Source organism: Leifsonia sp. NPDC058292, from assembly GCF_042880955.1.
GTDB lineage: Bacteria > Actinomycetota > Actinomycetes > Actinomycetales > Microbacteriaceae > Leifsonia.
In genome coordinates this window covers 1-22080 of the sequence record NZ_JBHVYL010000037.1, presented here as the reverse complement: position 1 = coordinate 22080, position 22080 = coordinate 1, and the positions used below count along the sequence as shown (strand labels likewise).

Here is a 22080-nt window from a genome sequence, read left to right as displayed (position 1 = left end):
ACCTCTCGAAACTGGGAAGCAGCCGAGAGGTCTGCCCGAGCGGTCGAGAGCTACTTGATGAAGCGGAAGTTGACCGGATACCGGTAGGCGCCGCCGCCGTTGACCTTCACGAATCCGAGGATCGAGAAGACCAGGTTCACGATGTACAGCACCCACGGGATGAGCAGGCTGAACACGAACCCGACGGGCGAGAACACCAGCACGATGCCGATGATGACGGAGACGAACCAGACGATCAACCAGGTGATCTGCCAGTTGAGTGCCTCCTTCGACTCCTGCCGAGTGAGTTGACCGCGGTCTTTGAAGACCAGGAAGATGATCAGAGACGGCAGGATCCACAGGATGCCGCCGAGATGGGCGAACGACGCCCACTGCTTGTCTTGGGCCGGGTCGAGAGGCGCGGCAGGTGCGCCGTACGGCTGCTGCGGCTGCTGGGGCGGCACCCCGCCGTACGGCTGCTGCGGTTGCTGGGGCTGCTGGGGCGGCACCCCGCCGTACGGCTGCTGCGGCTGCTGAGGGGGCAGCCCCTCGTTCGGGTCGGCCGGGGGCTGTGTGGGGTCGGTCATGATCGGTGCCTTTCGTTCGAGATCCTGGGCGGGTCGGTCGAACCTCTCGGCGAGGCGGAGCCTGCCGATCAGTGCCCGCCCACGCTGTTGTGAGGCGGCACGACTAAGGTACTGCCGCCCGTCTCGGCGGTGCAATGAAAGGGACGCGTGTCGGCGCGTTATGATTAGCACTCAGGATCGTTGAGTGCTAAGGGTCGGGAGGCGTGGGCGGATGGTGTCTGAACGGAGCCTCGAAGTTCTCCGCGTCATCGTGCAGGACTACGTGTCGTCGCGTGAGCCCGTCGGGTCGAAGAGCATCGTCGAGCGTCACGCGTTCGGCGTGTCGGCCGCGACGATCCGCAACGACATGGCCGCCCTCGAAGAGGAAGAGCTGATCGCGGCGCCGCACACGTCGTCCGGTCGCGTTCCCACGGACAAGGGGTACCGCCTGTTCGTCGACCACCTCGCAGAGGTGCGGCCGCTGAGCGCTGCGCAACGGCAGGCGATCGAGACGTTCCTCGGGCAGTCCATCGACCTCGACGACGTGCTGGCGCGCACCGTGCGACTGCTCTCGCAACTGACCAACCAGGTCGCCCTGGTGCAGTATCCGTCGGTGTCGCGCTCCCGCATCCGTCACATCGAACTCGTCACCCTTGCACCCCGCCGGGTGCTCTGCGTGCTCATCACCGACACCGGTGCCGTCGAGCAGCGGGTCGTCGAGCTTCCGGCAGAGCTGGGCGACGAGGAGGTGGCGGAGATCCGCGGCGCGATCAACGGAGCGGCCGCCGGCCTCTCTCTCGCCGACGCCACAGCCCGGCTCCGCGACCTGCCCGACGCCCTGAGCGAGCGCACGCGCACGCACGTGGAACCCGTCGCCAGCGCGCTCATCGACCAGATCGCGGCGAACAGGCAAGACAAGCTCGTGATGGCCGGCGCCGCCAACCTGGTGCGCACCGAACACGATTTCACCGGCAGCATCTTTCCCGTTCTCGAAGCGATCGAAGAGCAGGTGATCCTGCTCAGGCTGTTCGGTGAGATGGCGACCGATCAGAACGGTGTCGCGGTCAGCATCGGCCGTGAGAACGCCGCCTTCGGGCTCGCGGAGACCTCGGTGCTCTCCAGCGGATACTCGGCTTCGGGCGCTGACGTCGCCCGGCTCGGGGTGCTCGGCCCGCTGCGGATGGACTACTCGAGCAACATGGCCGCCGTTCGCGCGGTGGCCCGTTACCTTTCCCGCCTGCTCGGCGAATAGAAGAATCGAACGAAGAAAAGGAAAAGCCGTACGTGGCCGACCATTACGAAGTCCTGGGCGTTGAGCGCAACGCCACCCCTGAAGAGATTAAGAAGGCGTACCGCCGCCTCGCGAGAGAACTGCATCCGGATGTGAACCCGAGTCCCGAAGCGTCGGAGCGGTTCAAGCTGGTCACCCACGCCTACGACGTGCTGAGCGACCCGCGGGAGCGGGAGCAGTACGACCTCGGCCCGCAGCCGGGGTTCGGTGGCGGCGGAAGCGCCGATTTCGGCGGCTTCGGCGACATCTTCGAGACGTTCTTCGGCGGCGGAGGAAACAGCCGCGGCCCGAAGTCGCGCCGCGAGCGCGGTCAAGACGCGCTGTTGCGCGTGGAGGTCGACCTCGACGAGGTCGTGTTCGGCACCCACCGCGATCTCGAGGTCGACACGGCCGTCGTGTGCGAGACCTGCAACGGCTCGTGCTGCCAGCCCGGAACGGCGCCGGTCACGTGCGACATCTGCCACGGCACGGGAAGCATCCAGCGCTCCGTGCGCTCCCTGCTCGGCAACGTGATGACGTCGAGTCCGTGCGGAACCTGCCGCGGCTACGGCACCGTGATCGCGACACCGTGCGTCACCTGCCAGGGGCAGGGCCGCGTGCGTGCGCGCCGCACCGTGCCGGTCGACATCCCGGCCGGCGTCGACACCGGCCTGCGGCTGCAGATGCCCGGCAGCGGCGAGGCGGGCCCCGCCGGCGGACCGAACGGCGACCTCTACCTCGAGATCAAGGTGAAGCACCACGACGTGTTCAGCCGCGACGGCGACGACCTCCTCTGCACTCTCGAGGTGTCGATGACGGATGCCATCCTCGGCACCACGGCGACGGTCAAGTCGCTCGACGGCGACATCAAGCTGGAACTGAAGCCGGGCATCCAGAGCGCCGACATCATGAGCGTGAAAGACCGCGGGATCACGCACCTGCGCGGCAGCGGTCGTGGCGACCTGAGGGTCGGCATCCAGGTGGTCACTCCGACCAAGCTCGACCACAAGGAGCGCGAGCTGATCAAGCAGTTCGCGTCCATCCACAAGCACCCCGAGCCCTCGCTCGCCCGCTTCCAGCAGGGCCTGTTCGCCAAGCTGCGTGACCGGTTCCTCAACGTCTAGGCAGCGATGAGCTCGCTCTACCTCCGCGAAGACCTCGACGCCGTCGGCGTCGGCGATCGCCTCTCGATCACCGGCGCCGAGGCGAAGCACGCCGCGACGGTGAACCGCACCCGGCCCGGGCAGTCGGTGCTGATCGGCAATGGCCGCGGGCTTGTCGCCAGCGGCGAGGTGCTCGTCGCGACGGCGGCGGAGCTGACGATCGACGTCGAGGCGGTGGAGCACGTCGAACCCTCGTCGCCGCGTGTGACGCTCGTGCAGGCGCTGGCGAAGGGGGACCGCGACGAGCTGGCCATCCAGGCGTCGACGGAGCTCGGCGTCGACGCTGTCGTCCCGTGGTCGGCCGCTCGGTCCGTCTCCCGCTGGGAGGGGGCCAAGGTCGCGAAAGGTCGGGATCGCTGGGCGACGATCGTGCGCGAGGCCGCCAAGCAGTCGATCAGGGCATGGGTGCCGGAGGTCGGCGCACTGTCGTCGACCAAGGACGTGGCTGCGCTGGCGGCCGACCATCGCGTTCTCGTGCTCGAACCGGACGCGCAGACGCCGTTGACCTCCCTGACGCCGGATGCGCGGCCGCTCGTGCTCGTGGTCGGCCCCGAGGGCGGGATAGCGCCCGACGAGCTCGACGCACTGAAGAACGCGGGCGCCGAACTCGTGCGGCTCGGCGACACCGTGCTCCGCACTTCGACGGCGGGGCCGGCCGCCCTGGCCGTGCTCAACGGAATGCTCGGGCGCTGGTGAGGCAGCGGCCTTAAGATGGACAGCATGGAAACCGACCAGCGATCCATCTTCACGCGCATCATCGCGGGGGAGATCCCCGCCGACATCGTCTACGACGACGAGCGCGTCATCGCCTTCCGCGACATCGCGCCCAAGGCGCCGCTGCACCTCCTCGTCGTGCCGAAGACCGAGGAGTACCGGGATGTGGTGCAGCTGGCCGCGGGCGACCCGGGCCTGCTCGCCCATCTCGTCGCCGTCGCGAACACGCTGGCGGGGGAACACTCCGACGGCGATTTCCGTTTGATCTTCAATACCGGCGCCGGCGCCGGACAGACAGTGTTCCACGTGCACGCGCACGTACTGAGCGGAGAGCTCGAGGAAGGAAGCCTTGCCGACTAGCGAAATCACGCCCCCGAACGAAGAGGGGCAGGCCGAAGCGCGGTTCGAGGTCGACGGCGTCGCCATGGTGCGGCTGCTCGGCCCCCAGGACAGGCTGCTCGGCACGCTCGAGCGCCAGTATCCGTTGGTCAGCGTGCATGTCCGCGGCAACGAGATCTCGCTGAGCGGCGAAGCGACCCAGGTGGAGTCGGCGCGCCGGCTCATCGAGGAGTTGCTGCTGATGGTGCGCAACGGACAAGACCTGAGCCCGGCCGAGGTCACGAGCTCGGCGCGCATGCTCAACACCGATCTCAACCTGAGCCCCGCGGATGTGCTCGGCCAGGCCATCCTCACCGCGCGCGGCAAGGCGATCCGCCCGAAGACGCTCGGTCAGAAGAAGTACGTCGACGCCATCGACGAGACCACCATCACCTTCGGCATCGGCCCGGCCGGAACCGGCAAGACCTACTTGGCGATGGCGAAGGCGGTGCAGGCCCTCCAGCGCAAGGAGGTCACTCGCATCATCCTGACCCGTCCCGCCGTCGAGGCCGGAGAGCGCCTCGGCTATCTGCCCGGCACCCTCACCGACAAGATCGATCCCTATCTGCGCCCGCTCTACGACGCGCTCAACGAGATGATGGACCCGGATCTGGTGCCCAAGCTGCTCGCCGCCGGCACCATCGAGGTCGCGCCGCTCGCCTACATGCGCGGTCGCACGCTCAACGACTCGTTCATCATCCTCGACGAGGCCCAGAACACGACGCCCGAGCAGATGAAGATGTTCCTGACGCGACTCGGGTTCGGGTCGAGGATGGTCGTGACCGGCGACATCACGCAGGTCGACCTGCCGAACGCGGCCAGCGGCCTGCGGCTCGTCACGCGGGTGCTGAAAGACGTGGACGACATCCACTTCGCCCGGCTGACCAGCGACGACGTCGTCCGGCACACCCTGGTGGGCCGGATCGTCGACGCGTACACCGAATACGACGCCCAGAAGCAGGCCCTGCACTACGAGCGCGAGCAGGCGGCCGAGTTCGCCAACCGGGCGGAACGCCGCTCGTCCATCCCGCGCGACCGCCTTCCCAAACGACGATAAGGGCCCGCACCAGTGAGTATCGAAGTCAACAACGAGTCGACCATCCCCGTGGACGAGGCGGCCCTGCAGCGCCTCGCGGGGTTCGCGTTCGACCTCATGCACGTTCACCCCGACGCCGAGCTCGCAATCGTGCTGGTCGACGAGGCCGCCATGGAGCAGCTGCACGTGCAGTGGATGGACGAACCCGGACCCACCGACGTGCTGAGCTTCCCGATGGACGAACTGCGTCCCGGCACCGAAGACGAACCGTCCCCGGCGGGCCTGCTCGGCGACGTCGTTCTCTGCCCGCAGGTCGCCCAGGCTCAGGCCGAGACGGCAGGGCACACCCTCATGGAGGAGCTGCTGCTGCTGACGACGCACGGCATCCTGCACCTGCTCGGCTTCGATCACGCCGAGCCCGCCGAGGAGCGGGAGATGTTCGGCATCCAGCGCGACATCCTCATCGGGTTCTCGCGCTACGACCGACAGCGCTAGGACAGCGGATGCTCGTCACCGTCTTCTTCGTCGTCGCGTTCCTGCTCGTCGCCTTCGGCGGGCTGATGGCCGCGGTCGACTCCGCGATCTCGGTTCAGTCGCGCGCGGACATCGCCGACCTCGCCGAGACCTCGCGGTCCCGCAAGTCGCTGCTCGCGATCGCCGCCGACCCGGGCGCGCATTTCAACGCCATCAACTTCATCCGCATCACCGCTGAGACGACCGCCGCCGTGCTGGTCACCCTCGCGTTCGAGACGATCTTCGAGGAGTGGTGGCTCTCGCTCATCCTCTCCGCGCTGATCATGACGGCCGTGTCGTTCGTGCTGGTCGGCGCGAGTCCGCGCAGCGTCGGGCGGGCGCACTCCACGTTCTTGCTGCGGGTCACCGCTCCGCTGATCCGGTCCATCCGGGTGCTGCTCGGCCCGATCGCCGACGGGCTGGTCGCGCTCGGCAACAGGGTCACGCCCTCGATCTCGCGGTCGGCTCCGGTCGCAAGCGAGGAGCAACTGCTCAGCATCGTCGACGAGGCCACCGAGTTCGACGTGCTCGAAGAAGACGACCGAGAGCTCATCCACTCGATCTTCGAGTTCAACGACACGGTCGTGCGCGAGGTCATGCTTCCGCGCACCGACATGGTCACGATCGACCGCAATGCCGGCCTCGGCACCGCGATGGGGCTCTTTCTGAGCAAGGGCGTCTCCCGGGTGCCGGTCATCGACGGCGATCCCGACAATGTCGTTGGCATCCTGTATCTGCGGGATGTCGCGAAGCTCAGCTTCGAGCGACCGCTCGGCGCCGACGAGGTCACGATGGGCGAGCTCGCCCGTGGGGCGCTGTTCGTGCCCGAGTCGCAGAAGGCGGACGCGCTGCTGCGCCAGATGCAGCTCGAGTCGAACCATCTCGCGATGGTCGTCGACGAGTACGGCGGCATCGCGGGTCTCGTCACGATGGAAGACCTCATCGAGGAGCTCGTCGGCGACATCTCCGACGAGTACGACCATGAGGTCGAGCTCGTGCAGAAGGTCGGCGACGGCCGCTACCGCGTCAGCACGCGGTTGCCGGTCGACGAGCTCGGCGAGCTGTTCGGGCTGGAGCTCGACGACGACGATGTCGACACGGTCGGCGGTCTGGTGTCGAAGACGCTCGGCCGGTTGCCGGGTGTCGGCTCGACCGCGTCGGCTCACGGGCTGCTCTTCACGGTCGATCGCACCGAAGGCCGCCGCAAACACGTCAGCACCGTGCTCGTCGAGCGCGACGCGGCACTGATCCCGGCGCGTGACGCGTCGCAAGAGGAGAACCACTCGTGACCGAATTCCATGCAGGCTTCGTCTCGTTCGTCGGCCGGCCCAACGTCGGCAAATCGACGCTCACCAACGCGCTCGTCGGCGAGAAGGTGGCCATCACCAGTTCGAAGCCGCAGACGACCCGCCGCGCGATCCGCGGCATCGTGCACCAGAAGAACGGTCAGCTGATCCTGGTCGACACCCCGGGCATCCACCGCCCCCGAACGCTGCTGGGCGAACGGCTCAACTCGCTCGTGCAGTCGACGCTCGGTGACGTGGACGTGATCGGCTTCTGCGTTCCCGCCGACGAGAAGATCGGCCCAGGCGACAGGTTCATCAACGAGCAGCTCGACGAGTATCCGCGAGCCAAGAAGGTGGCGATCGTCACCAAGATCGACAGGGTGAGCAAGGCGGCCGTCGCCGAGCAGCTGCTGGCGGTCTCCGCGCTTCGCGACTGGGAGGCCATCGTGCCGATCTCGGCGACCAGTCGCATTCAGCTCGACACACTGACCGGTGAGCTGATGCGGCTGCTTCCCGACTCGCCCCAGGCGCTCTACCCGGCTGACGCCGTGACCGACGAAGGACTCGAAGACCGCATCTCCGAGTACATCCGTGAGGCCGTGCTGGAGGGCGTCGATGACGAGCTGCCGCACTCGCTCGCGGTGACGATCGACGACATCGTGGAACGCGACGACAAAGACCTCGTCGAGGTCTACGCCAACCTGTTCGTCGAGCGCGACAGCCAGAAGGCGATCGTGATCGGCAAGGGCGGCAGCCGCATCCGGGATGTGGGCGCGGCGGCCCGCGTGCCGATCGAGGCGCTGCTCGGCAAGCAGGTGTTCCTCTCGATCAGGGTGAAGGTCGCCAAAGACTGGCAGCGCGACCCGAAGCAGCTCGGCCGACTGGGCTTCTGAGGTGCCGGTGCGGCCGATCGATACATCCTGCGGATGATTTCTGCCGCAGGCGGCCTCCGCGCCGGTCGACGGCCCGTACCGTAGAAGCATGGCGCCCCTGAACCGACAGCTCGATCGGCTCGTGCCCTTCCGCTGGGTTCTCGAGCCCGCGATCGGCATCGTGCTGTTCGGCGTCTGGCTGATCTCGGGTCTGCCCGTCGACCTGGCCACCGCGCTGGCACTCGTGCTCTACTGCGCTGCGGCATCCCTCTCGCGGGTGCTGCCGCCGGTCGCTCTCACCCTCGCCTGGTTCGCCGTGCTGCTCGATCTGGCGAGCAGCGACTCGCTGGAGACGCCGTTCCGCACGATCGGCGCCATCGCCGTTCTCGTGACGGTGTTCGGCGTCGCGGCGCATTCCGGGCGCGCCCTGCGCTGGATCGACTTCGCTTCGGCGATTCTGCTCGGGCCTGTGATCGCCTACCTGTTCACGGTGCGCGGCGAACTCAAGTTCCCCCAGTTCGGCGCCGTGATCGGCGGCTACTACACGAGCCAGGGGGTCGGGCTCCTGCTCATGAGCCTGCTCCTCGTGTGCGCGTTCATCGCGGGCTGGTTCGTCGGCTATCTCGTGGCGCGTCAGCGTGAGACGCCGACGACGGGCGGCCGGTCCGTGCTGGTGTGGCTCGCCTCGTCGGGCGGCACGCGGGTGGTCGAACCGGATGAGGAGCACGTGGGCCTGATGCGCCGCCTCACCCGAGCGGAGCTGACGTTCGACATCGCGGGCGCCGTCGCCTTCGCGCTCTTCTGCCTGGTCTTCGACGCCGTGAACCTCCTCGGCTTCGACGGCGATGGTGGGCCGCGCAGCGGGTTCCTGGTGATGATCGGGTTCGCCGTCGCGATCGCCGTTCGCCGGATGGCACCGGCCGTCGCCCTGTCACTGGCGTGGCTGTCGGCCATCCTGCAGATGACGACCGGGCACAACATCCAGTTCAGCGATGTCGGCGTGCTGGTGGTGCTCTATGCGACCGCAGCCTACGGCGATCGCATCGTGCGCTGGTCGGGCCTCATCTCGGCCGGCGTCGGCGCAGTGGTCGCCGCCCTCTATCTCAGTCTGACCGCGGCCCTGAGTCAGAACTATCTCGATCTGCTCTCGAGCGCGATCGCGGCTCTGGCCCTGCAGTTCTTCTTCCTCTTCGTCGTGAGCGTGACCGTGCTCGGGCTCTCCTGGGTGCTCGGTCTGCTCATGCGCACCTGGCGCACGGCCAGGGTGTCGCGACGCGCCCAGGCCGTCGCGGAGCTCGACAGGGCGCGCGCCGTCGAGGATGTGGTGGTCGAGCAGGAGCGCACCCGCATCGCCCGGGACATGCACGACGTCGTCGCCCACTCGCTCGCGGTCGTCATCGCCCAGGCCGACGGAGCACGCTACGCCCGTCACACCGACCCCGATTCGGTCGACGAGGCGCTGAAGACCATCGCGTCGACCGCGCGGTCGGCGCTCGGTGATGTGCGGGTGCTGCTGGCAGAGCTTCGGCACGCTCAACCGGAAGGGCCGCAACCGTCGCTCGACGACCTGGAACGCACCGTCGACCAGATCCGGGCCGCTGGTCTCGACGTGTCCCTGGAGCGTCTGGGCGACCTCGGCATCCTCGGCTCCGCTCAGCAGATCGCCGCATACCGAATCGTGCAGGAGGCGCTGACCAACGCCCTCCGGCACGGAGACACCGCAGCGCCGGCAGCCGTCGTGCTCGCCGAGGCGACGGCGAGCACGGGCTCGCCGGGCGTCGTCATCACCGTGAGGAACACAATGAAACCCATCTCCACCGACACGCCGTCGACAGGAACCGGGTCGGGGCCGCTGCCACGCATCGGCCACGGACTGCCCGGGATGCGCGAACGCGCAGGCCTCGCTGGAGGCTCGCTCTCGGCGGGGCCGACCGGCGATCAGTTCGTCGTGAGCGCGTTCCTGCCGGCGGGAGCGATCGCGTGAGCGGCGGCGATGGACGCATCCGGGTCTTGCTGGTCGACGACCAGGCGCTGTTCCGCGCGGGCGTTCGCATGCTCGTCGGCTCGCAAGCCGACCTGGAGTTCGTCGGAGAGGCGGCCAACGGCGCGGAGGGCGTGCGGCTCGCCCGCGAGACGGCTCCCGACGTCATCCTCATGGACATCCGCATGCCGGTCATGGACGGCATAGCGGCGACGGCGGAGATCGTGGAGTCGGCTGCCCGTGTGGGTCGCGACGCACCGCGGATCGTGGTGCTGACGACGTTCGACCTCGACGAGGCCGCCGCCCGGGCCATCCGCGGGGGAGCGAGCGGCTTCGTGCTCAAAGACGCAGAACCCGAGTTCCTCCTCGCTGCGATCCGCACCGTGCACGCGGGAAGCGCGGTCATCGCTGCCGGCGCGACGCGAGAACTGTTCCAGTTCTTCTCGGAGGGCGAGCCGGTGAAACCGCAGCCCGCCGAATTCGAGAACCTCACCGCGCGCGAACGGGAGATCTTCGTTCTCGCCGCCCGCGGTCTCAGCAACTCCGAGATCGCCGCGGGGGAGTTCCTCAGCGAGGCGACGGTCAAGACGCACATCAGTCGCATCCTCAGCAAGCTCGGACTGCGCGACCGCGTGCAGATGGTCGTCTACGCGTTCGAGCACGGACTGACGGCGGCCGAGTAGGAATCATCCTCCGGGCTGATTGCGAGTAGGCCCGAGGCCGGATTCGCTCCGGTGCGAGCATCCGTAGCGTCGGAAGCATGGAAAACGTGACCAGCGAAACCTTCACATCACTCGCTCCGACCATCCCGCAGTCCGGCACCTTCGTGGCGCGGGTCGTCGACGCCACGAAGGCCTACGGCTCCGGCGGCAGCGAGGTGAGGGCCCTCGACGGTGCGTCCCTCGACATCCCGGCCGGGCAGTTCACTGCGATCATGGGGCCGAGCGGCTCCGGCAAGTCGACCCTCATGCACGTGATGGCCGGGCTCGACACGGTGACGAGCGGTCAGGTGTGGCTCGGTGACACCGAGATAACCCGGCTGCAGGATGCGGAACTCACGCTGCTGCGCCGCCGCCGGATCGGTTTCGTCTTCCAGTCGTTCAACCTCGTGCCGACGCTCGATGTGGCGGCGAACATCCGGCTGCCGTTCGAGCTCGACGGACGGAGGCCCACGCGCACTCAGAGCGAGTGGATCGACCACCTCGTTGTGTCGCTCGGACTGTCGGAGCGACTGACCCACCGCCCGCACGAGCTGTCGGGCGGCCAGCAGCAGCGGGTGGCGATCGTGAGGGCACTGGCCACCCGGCCCGACCTCATCTTCGCCGACGAGCCCACGGGCAACCTCGATTCGCGCACCGGGCGCGAAGTGCTGGCGCTCCTCGCCGAGGCCAGCCGCACCTACGGTCAGAGCATCGCGATGGTCACGCACGATCCGATCGCCGCGAGCTTCGCGGATCGCATCGTCTTCCTCGCTGACGGACGGGTCGTGGACGAGCGCCCTCGCTCGTCGGCCGAGGCGATCTCCAGCTACATGCTCGGGCTGGAGCAGCGAGCATGAGCCGCCCCTTCTCGGCATTCCGTGCCAACGTCCGAGAGCATCGCGCGAGCATCCTCGTCTCCGCGCTCAGCTCGGCCTTCGGCGTCGCGCTCCTCGCTTCGACCGGCGTGCTGGCCGCGTACATCGCCCGCAGCGACTTCGGCGAGCACGGGTCGGTGCTCATCGCGCTGAGCGTCGTCGCCGTCATCTTCTTCATCATCGCCGTCTACGTCGGCGCCATCGTGACCACCAACACGTTCGCGACCATCATCGCGGGTCGCACCCGGACGATCGCGCTGCTCCGGCTGATCGGGTCGAGCGCCAAGGCGCAGCGCAGAGCGGTCGCGAACGAGGGATTCGCGGTGGGTGTCATCGGCGCGCTGGTCGGAGGCGCGATCGCCGCCGTCCTCGCGCTGGCCGCCGTTCGCGTGCTGACGGCCACCGGCACGCTTCCGGATGCGCCGTATCCTGTGCTCACCCCGTGGATGCTCGCACCGCTCGCGATCGTGGTGCTGACCACCTGGCTCGCCTCCTGGGTGGGAAGCCGACGTGTGCTGACCGTGACCCCCGTGCAGGCGCTCGGCGCCGCCGAGGAACGCCCGGCGACGGCGCTGCGTTCGAGCCGTGGGCGCACCACTGTCGCGTTCACCCTGATCGGGGTCGGCGTCCTCATGCTGCTGACCGGACTGCTGCTCGGCCTCGGGGTGTTCACCGACCTCGTCGGATCGTTCAGCTCGTACGGTGTGCTGGTCGCGCTGCCCGGGGGAGTGCTGTCGTTCACCGGCATCGTGCTGGCAGCGCCGCTGTTCATGCCGGCGGTGCTGCGCGGCGTCGGGCTGCTCTTCGGCCGCGGAACGGCCGCGAGGCTAGCGGCAGAGAACGCCGTGCGCCATCCGGAACGGAGTTCGCGCACGACGATCGGGCTGGTGATCGGCGTGACGCTCATCACGATGTTCGTCGTCGCGTCGCAGACCTATCTCCAGATGATCCAGCAGGCGCAGAGGAACGAGCCGGAGATGTACGCGGGCGTCGAGAGCATTCTCGCGGTCACCACTGGGGTGTTCGCCGCTCTCATCGGCTTCTCGGCCATCATCGCGGCCGTCGGCGTCATCAACAGCCTGTCGCTGAGTGTGCTGCAGCGGCGGCGCGAGCTCGGATTGCTCAGGGCCCTCGGGTTCAGTGCGCGACAGGTGCGGCGCATGATCCTGGCCGAGAGCGCCCAGCTGACCGTCGCGGCGATCATCACGGGTCTCGTGCTCGGCACCGGCTACGGCTGGATCGGCGCGCAGTCGCTGCTCGGCGGCATCCCCGGCGGCGGTCTGCTGCCGCCGGCCATTCCGTCGCTCTTCGTGGTCTTCGTCGTGGTGGCCGCCGCGCTTCTCGCGGTGCTCGCCTCGATCGCGCCGACGCGCCGTGCCACCGCCGTCGCACCGGTCGCCGCCCTGGCCGTCGACTGAGGCTGCGACCGCTTTCTTCCGCGCCGCCGAGTGGTACCTAGGAATCGCCTGGGTGCCCGGTTCACTCCAGCTCTCCGCAGGCTGAACATCCGATACTGATCGACGGCCCATCGCCGCCGTGAAAGGAACACCCCCTGAACTGGATCACCACGCTGCGCATCGATCAGCCGGCGTTCCTCATCACGATGGATGCGCTGGCGGCCGTGCTCGCGCTCTACCTGCTCGTGAGGCCGACCGTCCGGCGGGTGCTCGCCGGGCTGTCCGCCGCCGCGGTCGGGGCTGTCGCGGCGCTCCTCGCGTCCTGGATCCTCGGCGACCTGCTCGACGTGTTCGGTGTGGCGCTCACCCCGATCACCCGGATGTGGGTGGCCGTCGGCTGCGCAGGCGTCGCTCTTGCGATCGCGAACCTGTTCCGCTCGCGCTGGTGGCGCAAGGTCGTGGCCGTAGTCGCCATCCCGGTGTTCCTGGCGACGTCGGCCGCGGGGATCAACGTCGACTTCGGCGCGTACCGCGACCTCGACGACGCGCTCGGCGTCGTGCCGTACCACCCGCTCTCGCTGCACTCCGAGCGAGGGCAGTCGCTGGACGTCGGCACGGACTACGCGTCGACCTGGACGCGCCCCGCAGACGTGCCGGCCGTGGGCGAGGTGGGGACGGTGCGCATCCCCGCCTCGACCTCGAAGTTCCCCGCGCGGGAAGCGGTGGTCTACCTGCCGCCTGCCGCTCTCACCGACGATCCCCCCGTGCTTCCGGTCGTGTATGCGTTCGCCGGGCAGCCGGGTGCTCCCGCGGACATGTTCACCGCAGGGCGATTGGCCACCACGATGAACACGCTGGCCGCCGCGAACGGCGGCATCGCACCGATCGTCATCGCCGCCGACCAGCTCGCGGGTCCCGATCGCAACCCGATGTGCGTCGATTCCGCGCTCGGAGACTCGGCGACCTACCTGCTGAAGGATGTTCCGGCCTGGATCACGTCGCACCTCCGGGTCAGCAGCGATCCCGCCGCCTGGAGCGTCTTCGGGTATTCGCAAGGGGCGACGTGCGCGGTGCAGTTCGCCGCGGGACATCCCGAACGGTTCGGGTCGGCCCTGGCTTCGTCGAGCGAGCTCGCACCGACGCTCGGTGACAGCACCACGACGGTCGACAAGGGCTTCGGCGGCTCGGGCGACGCGTACCGCGCGGCGCAGCCCGCCTCCCTCCTGGCCTCCCATGCGCCATACGCGAACTCCCTGATGGTGCTGGGGGTCGGGCAGAACGACGCCAAGTACACCGCGTTCGCGAAACGGCTCGACTCTGACGCCAAGGCTGCAGGGATGCGGACGAGCCTGCTCATCTCGCCCGGAACCGCCCACGATTGGAACACCGTCCGCTACACGATCGCGCACGGCCTGCCGGCCATCGCAGCACATCTGGGACTCCGCTCGTGACGCGCGTGAGGCGCTGGATGCGAAGCGCGCTCAGGCTGATCACCTCGCATCCGTTCACCACGGCCGTGTTCGCCCTCGTTCTCGCCCTGGCGCTGGCGACCGGGCCGCTGCACGGGCCCCACCGCCCGCTCCGACTCTGGCTGGGGACGGGCCCCGGGCCCATTCTCGACGGCCACTGGTGGACTCCGCTCACCTCGCTGTTCTTCGCGGACGACTTGGGCGAGCTCATTCTGGCGCTCGTGCTGGTCGTGCTGCTGGTCGGTGTGGCCGAGCGGCTGATGGGCACCCGGCGCACGGCGATCGCGTTCGTCGTGTCGCCGATCGTCGGCATCCTGTTCGGCATCGGGCTGCAGCTCCTGGGTTCGCAGACCGGTGAGATGTGGGCCCGCAACGTGCACCACCTGGTCGTGCTCGACGTGTTCACCGCGATCGGCGGCACCATCATGACCGCGAGCGCGTTCGCCGGTGTGCTGTGGCGCCGGCGCATCCGCGTGCTCACTGTACTCGTCGCGCTCATGCTCGTTCTCTACTCGGGGCTGCCCGGCGACCTCTATCGGTTGTTCGCGGTGCTGGTCGGTCTCGCGCTCGGGGTCATCCTGCGCCCGACGGCGGAGCGCACCGGCTGGGCGCGCAGCTCGCACCACGAGGTGCGGGTGCTGCTGGCGTCAGCGGTGACCATCACCGCAGTGGGGCCGGTGATCGGCCTGCTCACCCGCTCCCGCTACGGGCTGCTTGCGCCGGTCGGTCTGCTGTTCACAAACGACCTGCCCGACAAGGGCTCGGTGGTGCAGCGATGCCAGGCGTTCTCCGTGACGGTGCAGTGCGTCCACGACCTCACACTCGAGCGGATCAACGGGGTCGGCCCGATCCTCGTGTCGGTGCTGCCTCTGCTCCTTCTCCTGGTCGCCGCTGCCGGTCTGCTGCGCGGCAGCCGGTTCGCGCTGTGGCTCGCCGTAGCGGTCAACGGGATGCTCGGAGCCCTCTCGCTGCTCTACTTCGGGCTGCTCCCACTCGCCGGCATCACCTCGCGGCCCCACTTCGCCAGCCGGTACTGGGAGATCACGGTCATCCTGGCGCTGTCGGCGCTGCTGCCGATCGCGATCGCGGTGACCCTCGTCGTGCTGAGGAGACACTTCCCGGTGCGGCCGCCCGCTCGCTCGGTCTGGCGCTACGTGCTGACCGTCGCCATCGCGTTCGTCGCGCTGGCGGGATTCTACGTCGCGGTCGGGTACGTTCTGCGCGAGACCGGGTTCACACGATCGATCGACCTCCCGGACCTTCTCGGCGATGTGCTGGAACGCTTCGTGCCGGTGAACTTCTTGCGCCGCGAGCCCATCACCTACCTCCCGACCGACCCCATCGGCACGATCGTGTACCACAACGTGGGAACCGTGTTCTGGCTCGTCGTGATCGCCGCCGCGATCCCGGTCATGCGCCGGCGTTCGTCCTGGCGCGGGGGAGGTGACGCGGCTCGGGTGCGCTCACTGATCGAACGAGGCGGAGGAGACGCCATCTCGTTCATGGCCACCTGGCCCGGCAACGACTACTGGTTCGACCCGGCGGACGGCCGGTGCATCGCCTACCGTGTGATCGGCCGGGTCGCCATCACGACCGGCGGACCGTTCGGTGCGCCACCTCCGCACGACAGGTCGATCGACCGGTTCGCGCGCTTCTGCGACGACAACGGCTGGACGCCGGTGTTCTACAGCGTGGACGCTGCCTTGCGTCCCTTCTTCGCCGAACTGGGCTGGTCGACGATGGTCGTCGCGGAGGAGGCCGTCATCCGACCCCAGAAGTGGGCGACGACCGGCAAGAAGTGGCAGGACATCCGCAGCTCCATCAACCGCGCCGAGCGGGCCGGCATCCGCGCCGAATGGACCACGTTCGCCGCGCTGCCGCTCAGCACCGCCGTGCAGTTGTCCGACATCTCCGAACAGTGGGTGGCCGAGAAGGACCTGCCCGAGATGGAGTTCACGCTCGGCGGTCTCGACCAGCTGCGCGACCCCGCTGTGCGTCTGATGCTCGCGGTGACGGAGTCCGGCCGCGTCGAGGCCGTGACCAGCTGGCTCCCCACCTATCGCGACGGGGTCGTCATCGGCTGGACACTCGACTTCATGCGGCGACGCGGTGACAGCATGAACGGAGTGATGGAGTTCCTGATCGCCGAGTCGGCCACACGGATGCGCGACGACGGCATCGAGTTCTTGAGCCTGTCGGCCGCGCCGCTGGCCCACACGGTCACCCTCGACGAGGCAGCGAGCGGCATGGACCGCACGCTCGGCCGCCTCAGCGCCTCGCTCGAACCGGTCTACGGATTCCGTTCGCTGCTCAGGTTCAAGCGCAAGTTTCAGCCGGAGGAGCATCCGCTGATCATGGCCTACCCCGACCCCGTGGCACTCCCAGCGATCGGTGTCGCCCTCGTTCGCGCCTACCTGCCGGAGCTGTCGGTGAAGCAGGCGGCGAACCTCGCTCGAGGCCGTGGCTGAGGCACGGTGAGCGGTCGCACGGGGATGACCGTCGCGGCACCCCGTGCTATTCTCGGGTCTGTGTTCGGTCTGCTCCTTCTTAGCTGCCGCGACGAGTCCTAGTTCTGGGCCTCCCTCGTCGCGGAGTTCGTCGTCGGCTCTCCACCACACCGCACGAGGAGAAAACAGACCATGAAGAACACCCAGGCGCCGAGCGCCATGCCGATTCATAAATACCGGCCCTTCCACGAGCAGTTCGGTGTCGACCTGCCCGACCGCACCTGGCCGTCGAAGCACATCACCGAGGCTCCCCGCTGGTGCGCGGTCGACCTGCGCGACGGCAACCAGGCACTCATCGACCCTATGAGCCCCGAGCGCAAGCGCATCATGTTCGATCTGCTCGTCAAGATGGGCTACAAGGAGATCGAGGTCGGCTTCCCGAGCGCGAGCCAGACCGACTTCGACTTCGTGCGGAGTCTCATCGAAGAGAACGCTATTCCCGACGACGTCACCATCCAGGTGCTGACCCAGGCGCGTGAGCACCTCATCAAGCGCACGTACGAGTCACTGGTCGGCGCCAAGCAGGCCATCGTGCACCTGTACAACTCGACGAGTGTGCTCCAGCGCGACGTCGTGTTCCGCACCGACAAGCAGGGCATCATCGACATCGCCCTGAGCGGTGCCCGGCTGTGCCGCCAGATGGAGTCGATGGTCGCGGGCACGACCATCTATTACGAGTACTCGCCCGAGAGCTACACCGGCACCGAGCTCGAGTTCGCCGTCGACATCTGCAACCAGGTGATCGAGGTCTTCGAGCCGACTCCCGAGCGCAAGGTCATCATCAACCTGCCGGCGACGGTCGAGATGGCGACCCCGAACGTGTACGCCGACTCGATCGAGTGGATGTCGCGCCGTCTGGCACACCGCGAGAACATCATCCTGTCGCTGCACCCCCACAACGACCGGGGCACCGCGGTGGCCGCCGCCGAGCTCGGCTACATGGCCGGCGCCGACCGCATCGAGGGCTGCCTGTTCGGCAACGGCGAGCGCACCGGCAACGTCGATCTGGTCACCCTGGGCATCAACCTGTTCACGCAGGGCATCGACCCGCAGATCGACTTCAGCGACGTGGACTCGATCAAGCGCACCGTCGAGCACTGCAACCAGCTGCCGGTGCACGAGCGCAGCCCGTGGGGCGGCGACCTGGTGTTCACGGCGTTCAGCGGATCGCACCAGGATGCGATCAAGAAGGGCTTCGAGGCCATGGCCGCCGACGCCGCCGAGCAGGGCAAGAGCGTCGACGACCTCGTCTGGGCGGTGCCGTACCTGCCCGTCGACCCCAAAGACCTGGGCCGCAGCTACGAGGCCGTCATCCGCGTGAACTCGCAGTCCGGAAAGGGTGGCGTCGCCTACCTGCTGAAGACGGACCACGCGCTCGACCTGCCGCGCAAGCTGCAGATAGAGTTCTCGGGCGTCGTGCAGGCGAAGACCGATGCCGAGGGCGGCGAGGTCTCCAGCGACGACATCTGGGCGATCTTCCAAGACGAGTACCTGCCGGCGCCCGCCGACGAGGCCGACAACAAGTGGGGTCGCTTCGAACTCGGCAGCACCAGCACGTCGAACGAGACGGGCGGCGAAGTCGAGCTCACCGTCACCCTGCGGGACGGCGACTCGGTCGCGAAGGCGATCGGCAAGGGCAACGGCCCCATCGCCGCTTTCCTCGACATCCTGAACCACCGCGGCATCAGCGTGCACCTCTACGACTACTCGCAGCACACGCTGTCGGCGAGCGAGTCTGCGTACGCCGCCGCTTACGTCGAACTCGATGTCGAAGGCCAGCGGCTGTGGGGGGTCGGGATCGATGCCGACACCACCACCGCATCCTTCAAAGCCGTCGTCTCGGCCGTGAACCGCGCCGTTCGCGGCTCGGCGCCGGCGGAGGCCGAATCGGAGTCGCTCGTCTCGGCATAAGAAGTCCGTCAGGAACGATGCCCGGGTCGCCGGTGGGCGCCCGGGCATCGTCCTGTCTCGGTCTCGGTGCGGTGAGTCGCGCGCCAGCCGAAGTCAGCCGACGCCGCTCGTGCCCGGCTCGGTCTCGGTCGACGATTCCGGCTTGTCGAGCTTGTATCGGGGGATGGCGCCCGTCTCTGTGCGTTCGACAGCACGATCGGCCGCGCGGTCGGCGAGGGTGCGGCGACGCACGCCGGGAATACGCGGCCAGCGGGGCCGCGAGAAGCTCAGCTCGCGCTGTTCCGGCAGACTCCAGCCGAAACGCACGGCCAGCAGACGGATGGTCAGGGTGACGACGACGCACACGATCGCGGCGACGGTCAGAGGCACACCGAGATCGACGAGCAGCACCAGCACGACCGTTCCGACCCCGGCGGCCACCGCATAGAGGGAGCCGACGTGCATCAGCGCGATCGGCAGGTTGAGCAGCAGGTCGCGCAGGATCGATCCGCCGACAGCCGACACGACGCCCACGAACACGGCGGGCACCTCTGGCAGGCCGAGCGCGAGCGCCTTGGATGTTCCGATCGCCCCGAAGAGGCCGATCGTCAGCGCATCGAGAAACGTGATGATCGGGTCGAGCCGGCGGAACAGCCGCACCAGCAGCATCCCGAGCAGCGCGGCCACGACCGTGATCGGCAGATACCAGTTCGACTGCAGGGCGACAGGGCGCACCACCAGCAGCAGATCGCGCAGCAGACCGCCGCCGACCCCTGTGGCGACACCGATGATCGCGATGCCGAGCAGGTCGAGGCGCCGATCGCGGAAACCCGAGGCGAACATGGCGCCCTGCAGGCTTCCGACGCCCACCGCGACCAGGTCGGCCCACAGCGGAATCGTGAAGGCCGTCGTGCTCATACGTAACTTGTACCATGCGCGGCTGACCCGCACTGTCGGTGTGACGCGGGATACTGGGGTGTGCCCGTTTACCGTGATGAAGCCGTCGTGCTGCGCACCCACAAGCTGGGCGAAGCCGACCGCATCGTCACCATGCTCACCCGCCAGCACGGCAAGGTGCGCGCGGTCGCGAAAGGCGTTCGCCGCACGGGCTCCAAATTCGGTTCCCGGCTCGAACCGTTCATGGTCGCAGATGTGCAGCTGTACGAGGGCCGCAGCCTCGACGTCGTCACCCAGGCCGAGTCGCTCGGTTCCTACGGGGCCGACATCGCGGCTGACTACGCCAGCTACACCGCCGCCAACGCGATGGTCGAGACCGCCGACAGGGTCACCGAGGCGGAGTCGTCGCTGCAGCAGTACCTGCTTCTCGTCGGCGCGCTCCGCTCGCTCGCCCGGGCCGAGCACGGCGCCGCGCTGACGCTCGACTCGTACCTGCTCCGCGCGCTCTCGCTCGCGGGATGGGCGCCGAGCTTTCAGGACTGCTCGAGGTGCGGCGCTCCGGGGCCGCACTCGAGCCTTGTCGTGCAGCTCGGCGGGGTGGTGTGCCCGGAGTGCTCCCCGCAGGGTGCACCGAAACTCGACAGCGAGACCATCGCGCTGCTCGCATCCCTGCTCACCGGAGACTGGGTCGCCGCCGAGGCAGCAGACGATGCCACCAGATCCAAAGCCAGCGGCGTCGTCGCCGCTTACACCCAATGGCACCTGGAGCGCGGCCTGCGCTCGCTCCAGCACGTGCAGCACGACCGGAGAGCAGGCGCATGAGCCCCAAGCCGTACACGCACAAAGACGCGGTCGAGTTCCGGCCGCTCGACTGGACGGGGCTGTACCCGCCGCAGGTGCCGCCGGCCGCCGTGCCTGAGCACGTCGCCGTGGTGATGGACGGCAACGGTCGCTGGGCGAACAAGCGGGGACTCAACCGCGTCGAAGGGCATCGCGCGGGCGAGGCCGCACTGCTCGACGTCGTGGCAGGTGCGGTGCAGATCGGTGTGAAGCATCTGAGCGTCTACGCGTTCTCGACAGAGAACTGGAAGCGATCACCCGACGAGGTGCGGTTCTTGATGGGCTTCAACCGTGACGTGCTGCACCGGCGTCGCGACCAGCTCAACGAGTGGGGCGTGCGCGTTCGCTGGGCGGGTCGTAAGCCGCGCCTCTGGTCGTCGGTCATCAAAGAGCTGCAGTTCGCCGAGCAGCTCACCGCGGCCAACGACGTGCTGACCCTCACGATGTGCGTCAACTACGGCGGACGCACCGAGATCGCGGATGCGGTGCGCGCCATCGCCGCCGACGTGGCAGCCGGTCGGCTCAAGCCGTCCGCGGTCAGTGAGAAGACCATCCAGCGCCACCTCTACACGCCCGACCTGCCCGACGTCGACCTGTTCGTGCGCAGCTCGGGGGAGCAGCGCACCAGCAACTTCATGCTCTGGCAGAGCGCCTACGCCGAGATGGTGTTCCTCGACACGCTCTGGCCCGACTTCTCCCGGGCCGACCTGTGGCACGCCATCGAGCTGTATGCCTCCCGCAATCGCCGATTCGGGGGAGCGGTCGATCTTCCGGGAGTGAGTGCCTGATGGGAATGGCCGGGCGGGCAGCGCTGTTGGCCCCCGTGTGAGTGAACCCATCAAGATCGACATCTGGTCAGACATCGCCTGCCCGTGGTGCTATATCGGCAAGCGCAAATTCGAGGCAGGGAGCGGGCTGTTCGCCGGAGGCGGCGATGACCGCGCCGTCGAGGTCGAGTACCACTCGTTCGAACTGTCGCCCGACACCCCGGTCGATTTCGACGGCAGCGAGGTCGACTTCCTCGCCGGTCACAAAGGCATGCCGGCCGACCAGGTCGGTCAGATGCTCGAGCGCGTCACCGGAATCGCATCCTCGGTCGGGCTCGACTACGACTTCGACACTCTCAAGCACACCAACACCGTCAAGGCGCACGAGCTGCTCCACTACGCCAAGTCGCAGGGCAAGCAGCTCGAGTTGGCGGAGGCCCTCTTCAAGGCGTACTTCACCGAAGGTCGCCACGTCGGCCGTGCCGCAGACCTGGCCGATCTCGCAGCCGAGGTCGGGCTCGACCGTGCCGCGGCTCTGGCGGCTCTCGAGTCGGAGGAGTTCCTCTCGGATGTGCGCGCAGATCAGGCACAGGCGCAGGAGTACGGCATCCAGGGCGTTCCGTTCTTCGTGATCGACGGACGCTACGGTGTCTCCGGCGCTCAAGACCCCGCCACGTTCGCCCAGGCTCTTGAGCAGGTCTGGTCGGAGCGCGAGGCCGTGGCGCCTGCTGCCGCAGACTCTGGCGCCGGTGCGGTTGCTGCCGCCGAGCCCGACGCAGCGGAGGTCTCCGCGTGAGCGACAAGCCCGCGCTGACGCTGATCCCGCTGGGCGATGCCGACGCCGCCCTCGTCTGCGACGGCGACACGTGCGCCATCCCCGGGTCCACCGGCGCCGCATCCTGACCCACCACCGCCATCCCCACCACCACCACCACCATCGAGGGGTCCCGACTCGCCGTTACATGCACCCATGTAACGG

General features: G+C 68.3%; 20 protein-coding genes. 18 read left to right on the top strand and 2 right to left on the bottom strand.

The genetic code is table 11. From position 1 onward, the window contains the following. Positions 1 to 50 precede the first annotated feature (50 nt). Positions 51 to 566 (bottom strand): DUF4870 domain-containing protein, encoded by a 516-nt coding sequence (locus tag ACFVWR_RS16250; protein ID WP_387214372.1) that lies wholly within the window; start codon positions 564 to 566, stop codon positions 51 to 53. A 211-nt stretch (positions 567 to 777) separates the two neighbouring features. Here ACFVWR_RS16250 and hrcA point away from each other — a divergent pair, with 211 nt between their 5' ends. The 15 genes from hrcA to leuA all read left to right on the top strand — a co-directional run bounded on the left by hrcA (position 778) and on the right by leuA (position 18618). Further along, positions 778 to 1797 carry a heat-inducible transcriptional repressor HrcA gene (hrcA, locus tag ACFVWR_RS16245; protein WP_387214369.1) on the top strand — a complete coding sequence of 340 codons (1020 nt, stop codon included), beginning with the start codon at positions 778 to 780 and terminating at the stop codon, positions 1795 to 1797. Positions 1798 to 1829: 32 nt separating this feature from the next. Further along, positions 1830 to 2939: a molecular chaperone DnaJ gene (gene dnaJ / locus ACFVWR_RS16240; RefSeq protein ID WP_387214366.1), complete on the top strand. Its 1110-nt coding sequence runs from the start codon at positions 1830 to 1832 to the stop codon at positions 2937 to 2939. Between the two features lie 6 nt (positions 2940 to 2945). Then, on the top strand, positions 2946 to 3674 hold the full coding sequence (locus tag ACFVWR_RS16235; protein ID WP_387214363.1) for a 16S rRNA (uracil(1498)-N(3))-methyltransferase: 729 nt from the start codon (positions 2946 to 2948) through the stop codon (positions 3672 to 3674). A 24-nt stretch (positions 3675 to 3698) separates the two neighbouring features. After that, a complete protein-coding gene (locus ACFVWR_RS16230) occupies positions 3699 to 4052 on the top strand; it encodes a histidine triad nucleotide-binding protein (protein ID WP_387214360.1) in 354 nt (117 codons plus the stop codon). Further along, the gene (locus ACFVWR_RS16225) at positions 4042 to 5127 is read left to right on the top strand and encodes a PhoH family protein (RefSeq protein ID WP_387214357.1); all 1086 of its coding nucleotides are present in this window, start codon (positions 4042 to 4044) and stop codon (positions 5125 to 5127) included. Before ACFVWR_RS16230 ends, ACFVWR_RS16225 begins: the two co-directional genes overlap by 11 nt. Before the next feature lie 12 nt (positions 5128 to 5139). Beyond that, positions 5140 to 5601 (top strand): rRNA maturation RNase YbeY, encoded by a 462-nt coding sequence (ybeY, locus tag ACFVWR_RS16220; protein ID WP_387214354.1) that lies wholly within the window; start codon positions 5140 to 5142, stop codon positions 5599 to 5601. Between the two features lie 8 nt (positions 5602 to 5609). Further along, entirely contained in the window at positions 5610 to 6908 is a 1299-nt protein-coding gene (locus tag ACFVWR_RS16215; protein ID WP_387214351.1) for a hemolysin family protein, read from the top strand. Then, the gene (gene era, locus ACFVWR_RS16210) at positions 6905 to 7798 is read left to right on the top strand and encodes a GTPase Era (RefSeq protein WP_387214348.1); all 894 of its coding nucleotides are present in this window, start codon (positions 6905 to 6907) and stop codon (positions 7796 to 7798) included. The genes ACFVWR_RS16215 and era overlap by 4 nt, the downstream gene beginning before the upstream one ends. An 88-nt stretch (positions 7799 to 7886) precedes the next feature. Next, positions 7887 to 9761 carry a sensor histidine kinase gene (locus ACFVWR_RS16205; protein WP_387214345.1) on the top strand — a complete coding sequence of 625 codons (1875 nt, stop codon included), beginning with the start codon at positions 7887 to 7889 and terminating at the stop codon, positions 9759 to 9761. Then, entirely contained in the window at positions 9758 to 10441 is a 684-nt protein-coding gene (locus ACFVWR_RS16200) for a response regulator (protein WP_387214342.1), read from the top strand. The genes ACFVWR_RS16205 and ACFVWR_RS16200 overlap by 4 nt, the downstream gene beginning before the upstream one ends. Before the next feature lie 143 nt (positions 10442 to 10584). After that, a complete protein-coding gene (locus ACFVWR_RS16195) occupies positions 10585 to 11316 on the top strand; it encodes an ABC transporter ATP-binding protein (protein ID WP_387214400.1) in 732 nt (243 codons plus the stop codon). Next, entirely contained in the window at positions 11313 to 12752 is a 1440-nt protein-coding gene (locus tag ACFVWR_RS16190) for an FtsX-like permease family protein (protein WP_387214339.1), read from the top strand. Before ACFVWR_RS16195 ends, ACFVWR_RS16190 begins: the two co-directional genes overlap by 4 nt. A 185-nt stretch (positions 12753 to 12937) precedes the next feature. Continuing rightward, the gene (locus ACFVWR_RS16185; protein WP_387214336.1) at positions 12938 to 14182 is read left to right on the top strand and encodes an alpha/beta hydrolase; all 1245 of its coding nucleotides are present in this window, start codon (positions 12938 to 12940) and stop codon (positions 14180 to 14182) included. 17 nt (positions 14183 to 14199) lie between these two features. Then, entirely contained in the window at positions 14200 to 16668 is a 2469-nt protein-coding gene (locus ACFVWR_RS16180) for a bifunctional lysylphosphatidylglycerol flippase/synthetase MprF (protein ID WP_387214333.1), read from the top strand. Positions 16669 to 16839: 171 nt separating this feature from the next. Beyond that, on the top strand, positions 16840 to 18618 hold the full coding sequence (leuA, locus tag ACFVWR_RS16175; protein ID WP_387214330.1) for a 2-isopropylmalate synthase: 1779 nt from the start codon (positions 16840 to 16842) through the stop codon (positions 18616 to 18618). Positions 18619 to 18711: 93 nt separating this feature from the next. Here the strand turns inward: leuA and ACFVWR_RS16170 are convergent, their stop codons facing one another. Beyond that, positions 18712 to 19515, bottom strand: a complete 804-nt coding sequence (locus ACFVWR_RS16170; RefSeq protein ID WP_387214327.1) for a trimeric intracellular cation channel family protein — start codon at positions 19513 to 19515, stop codon at positions 18712 to 18714. Between the two features lie 60 nt (positions 19516 to 19575). On the opposite strand from ACFVWR_RS16170, the gene recO reads away from it, so the two are divergent. Genes recO through ACFVWR_RS16155 form a run of 3 tightly spaced genes read left to right on the top strand, consistent with a single transcriptional unit; the run spans position 19576 to position 21897 of the window. Continuing rightward, positions 19576 to 20316 carry a DNA repair protein RecO gene (gene recO, locus ACFVWR_RS16165; RefSeq protein WP_387214325.1) on the top strand — a complete coding sequence of 247 codons (741 nt, stop codon included), beginning with the start codon at positions 19576 to 19578 and terminating at the stop codon, positions 20314 to 20316. Further along, positions 20313 to 21122 (top strand): isoprenyl transferase, encoded by an 810-nt coding sequence (locus tag ACFVWR_RS16160; protein ID WP_387214322.1) that lies wholly within the window; start codon positions 20313 to 20315, stop codon positions 21120 to 21122. Before recO ends, ACFVWR_RS16160 begins: the two co-directional genes overlap by 4 nt. Before the next feature lie 37 nt (positions 21123 to 21159). Further along, a complete protein-coding gene (locus tag ACFVWR_RS16155; RefSeq protein WP_387214319.1) occupies positions 21160 to 21897 on the top strand; it encodes a DsbA family protein in 738 nt (245 codons plus the stop codon). Positions 21898 to 22080: the final 183 nt, after the last annotated feature.

Excerpts from the sequence above, each read along its gene's own strand:
- hrcA (WP_387214369.1), top strand. The coding sequence starts at position 778 with ATGGTGTCTGAACGGAGCCTCGAAGTTCTCCGCGTCATCGTGCAGGAC.
- ACFVWR_RS16170 (WP_387214327.1), bottom strand. The coding sequence starts at position 19,515 with ATGAGCACGACGGCCTTCACGATTCCGCTGTGGGCCGACCTGGTCGCG.
- ACFVWR_RS16250 (WP_387214372.1), bottom strand. The coding sequence starts at position 566 with ATGACCGACCCCACACAGCCCCCGGCCGACCCGAACGAGGGGCTGCCC.
- ACFVWR_RS16205 (WP_387214345.1), top strand. The coding sequence starts at position 7,887 with ATGGCGCCCCTGAACCGACAGCTCGATCGGCTCGTGCCCTTCCGCTGG.
- ACFVWR_RS16235 (WP_387214363.1), top strand. The coding sequence starts at position 2,946 with ATGAGCTCGCTCTACCTCCGCGAAGACCTCGACGCCGTCGGCGTCGGC.
- ACFVWR_RS16180 (WP_387214333.1), top strand. The coding sequence starts at position 14,200 with ATGCGAAGCGCGCTCAGGCTGATCACCTCGCATCCGTTCACCACGGCC.
- ACFVWR_RS16230 (WP_387214360.1), top strand. The coding sequence starts at position 3,699 with ATGGAAACCGACCAGCGATCCATCTTCACGCGCATCATCGCGGGGGAG.
- ACFVWR_RS16190 (WP_387214339.1), top strand. The coding sequence starts at position 11,313 with ATGAGCCGCCCCTTCTCGGCATTCCGTGCCAACGTCCGAGAGCATCGC.
- ACFVWR_RS16160 (WP_387214322.1), top strand. The coding sequence starts at position 20,313 with ATGAGCCCCAAGCCGTACACGCACAAAGACGCGGTCGAGTTCCGGCCG.
- leuA (WP_387214330.1), top strand. The coding sequence starts at position 16,840 with ATGAAGAACACCCAGGCGCCGAGCGCCATGCCGATTCATAAATACCGG.
- ACFVWR_RS16215 (WP_387214351.1), top strand. The coding sequence starts at position 5,610 with ATGCTCGTCACCGTCTTCTTCGTCGTCGCGTTCCTGCTCGTCGCCTTC.
- ACFVWR_RS16185 (WP_387214336.1), top strand. The coding sequence starts at position 12,938 with ATGGATGCGCTGGCGGCCGTGCTCGCGCTCTACCTGCTCGTGAGGCCG.